Here is a 2,552-nt window from a genome sequence, read left to right on the forward strand (position 1 = left end):
TCGGCCACCGCCGCGCCCGCCCCCACCAGCTCCGCGAACACCTTCAGCAGGGCCCGGTCGACGGGCTGGGCGAGATGCGCCCGGCGGAAATGATCGGAGTAGTCCTCGGCGATCGCGTCGTAGAACGTCCGGGTCGCGGCAAGGAAGTCGGGGGAGGCGGGGGAGTCGGTCATGGGCAGCGACCCTAGGGGTTCCGGCGACTTCCCCGCGGCCGTTCGGGTGAGAACTCCGGGGCCGGAATGCCCCCGGTGATCAATGCACGGCGGGCGGGACGCGGAATTCGCCCGCAATTCATGGATGCGTCACGAGGAAAAGGCAGGAGCCCCGTCGCCGGAAGGCGTGGGGCTCCTTGGGTACTGCACTCAGGTTCTGCGATCAGGCAGTGATCAGACGGGGGTGACGTTCTCCGCCTGCGGACCCTTCGGGCCCTGCGTCACGTCGAAGTTCACCTGCTGGTTCTCCTCGAGGGAGCGGAAGCCGGTGGCGTTGATCGCGGAGTAGTGAACGAAGACGTCGGGGCCGCCGCCCTCCTGGGCGATGAAGCCAAAGCCCTTTTCGGCGTTGAACCACTTAACGGTTCCGGTAGCCATAAGCCCTCCTTGGGCCCAAAAGGGTTGCCCTGCTCCAGAACCTGCAAGTGCGAACGGTGCTGCACAACTGCATTCATCTGAAAACGACGAGAGCCCGCGGTCACATGCTCCGCAGGCTCTGTACTGCAAGGGAAACCAAACTGCAACTTGCGGCGAGCCTAGCACGCGGGCACCGGAAAGCAATAGAGGTCAAGATCACGTCACCCGAATGTTTGAACCCGCCGCCCGGAGCGCACACGCCGGGCCGGTCGGGGCCGTGTATCGCAAGGGGTCTAGTCTCGCGATGTGGACAATTCTCGCACCCGGCCGCGCGTCGGCCACATCCAGTTCCTCAACTGCCTGCCCCTCTACTGGGGGCTCGCGAGAACCGGCACGCTCCTCGACTTCGAGCTGACCAAGGACACCCCGGAGAAGCTCAGCGAGCAGCTTGTGCGCGGTGATCTCGACATCGGCCCCATCACGCTCGTGGAATTCCTGCGCAACGCCGGTGACCTGGTCGCTTTCCCCGACATCGCGGTGGGCTGCGACGGCCCGGTGATGTCCTGCGTGATCGTCTCGCAGCTGCCGCTGGACCGGCTCGACGGGGCGCGTGTCGCCCTCGGCTCGACCTCGCGGACCTCGGTCCGGCTGGCCCAGCTGCTGCTGGCCGAGCGGTACGGGGTGCGGCCGGAGTACTACACCTGCCCGCCCGACCTGAGCCTGATGATGCAGGAGGCCGACGCCGCCGTCCTCATCGGTGACGCGGCCCTGCGCGCCAACCTGGTCGACGCGCCGCGGTACGGCCTGCAGGTGCACGACCTGGGCGCGCTGTGGAAGGAGTGGACGGGGCTGCCGTTCGTCTTCGCGGTGTGGGCCGCGCGGCGCGATTACGCCGAACGCGAGCCGGAGATCACCCGCAAGGTGCACGAGGCGTTCCTCGCCTCCCGGAACGTCTCCCTGGAGGAGGTCGGCAAGGTCGCCGAGCAGGCCGCCCGCTGGGAGGCGTTCGACGAGGCGACCCTGGAGCAGTACTTCACCACCCTCGACTTCTCCTTCGGCCCCCCGCAGCTGAAGGCGGTCGCGGAGTTCGCCCGCCGGGTCGGCCCCACGACCGGCTTCCCGGCCGACGTGAAGGTGGAACTGCTCGGGGCGTAATCACTACGCTGCGAGGGCGCGGCTTTACGGGGGAGCCCGCGGGGGAGGGGTCGCCATGCAGCCGCTCGGAGCGGACGAACCGGCCGCCGTCGGCCCGTACCGGCTGCTGGGCCGGCTCGGCTCCGGGGGCATGGGCCGCGTCTACCTGGGCCGCAGCGCGGGCGGCCGGACCGTCGCCGTGAAGATCGTCCACCCGCAGTACGCGCTGGACGAGGAGTTCCGGGCGCGCTTCCGCCGCGAGGTGGCGGCCGCGCGCCGGGTGGGCGGCGCCTGGACCGCACCGGTGCTCGACGCCGACCCGGACGCGCCCGTCCCCTGGGCCGCCACGGCCTACGCGGCGGGTCCCTCCCTCGCCCGGGCCGTCACCGACCACGGCCCGCTGCCCGCCCACACCGTGCGGGCGCTGGGCGCCGGCCTCGCCGAGGCGCTGGCCACCGTGCACGCGCTGGACCTCGTCCACCGGGACGTGAAGCCGTCCAACGTGCTGCTCACCCTGGACGGCCCGCTGCTGATCGACTTCGGCATCGCCCGCGCCACCACCGGCACCGCCTCCCTCACCGCGACCGGCGCCTCGGTCGGCTCCCCCGGCTACATGGCCCCCGAACAGATCCTCGGCGGCCGGGTCACCGGCGCGGCGGACGTCTTCTCCCTGGGCGCGGTCCTCGCCTACGCGGCGACCGGCACACCGCCCTTCCCCGGCGACTCCTCGGCCGCCCTGCTCTACAAGGTGGTCCACGAGGAACCGGAACTCGGCCCGCTGGACGGGGAGTTGCGCGAGATCGCCGCCGCCTGCCTGACCAAGGACCCCGCCGGCCGCCCGGCCCCCGC

The 2,552-nt window shown here is 71.0% G+C and carries 3 protein-coding genes; 2 read left to right on the top strand and 1 reads right to left on the bottom strand.

Annotated elements, in window-relative coordinates; all coding sequences use genetic code 11:
- Window positions 1-386: 386 nt before the first annotated feature.
- Window positions 387-590, bottom strand: coding sequence for a cold-shock protein (locus tag CCN33_RS08480; RefSeq protein WP_030813734.1), 204 nt, complete (start codon window positions 588-590; stop codon window positions 387-389).
- 285 nt (window positions 591-875) lie between these two features.
- Here CCN33_RS08480 and CCN33_RS08485 point away from each other — a divergent pair, with 285 nt between their 5' ends.
- A complete protein-coding gene (locus tag CCN33_RS08485) occupies window positions 876-1,724 on the top strand; it encodes a menaquinone biosynthetic enzyme MqnA/MqnD family protein (protein ID WP_086692803.1) in 849 nt (282 codons plus the stop codon).
- Between the two features lie 55 nt (window positions 1,725-1,779).
- Window positions 1,780-2,552: serine/threonine-protein kinase (locus CCN33_RS08490; RefSeq protein ID WP_140394490.1), on the top strand; the 773-nt coding region annotated here is incomplete at its 3' end.

Source organism: Streptomyces recifensis, from assembly GCF_002154615.1.
Classification (GTDB): Bacteria; Actinomycetota; Actinomycetes; order Streptomycetales; family Streptomycetaceae; genus Streptomyces; species Streptomyces griseoluteus.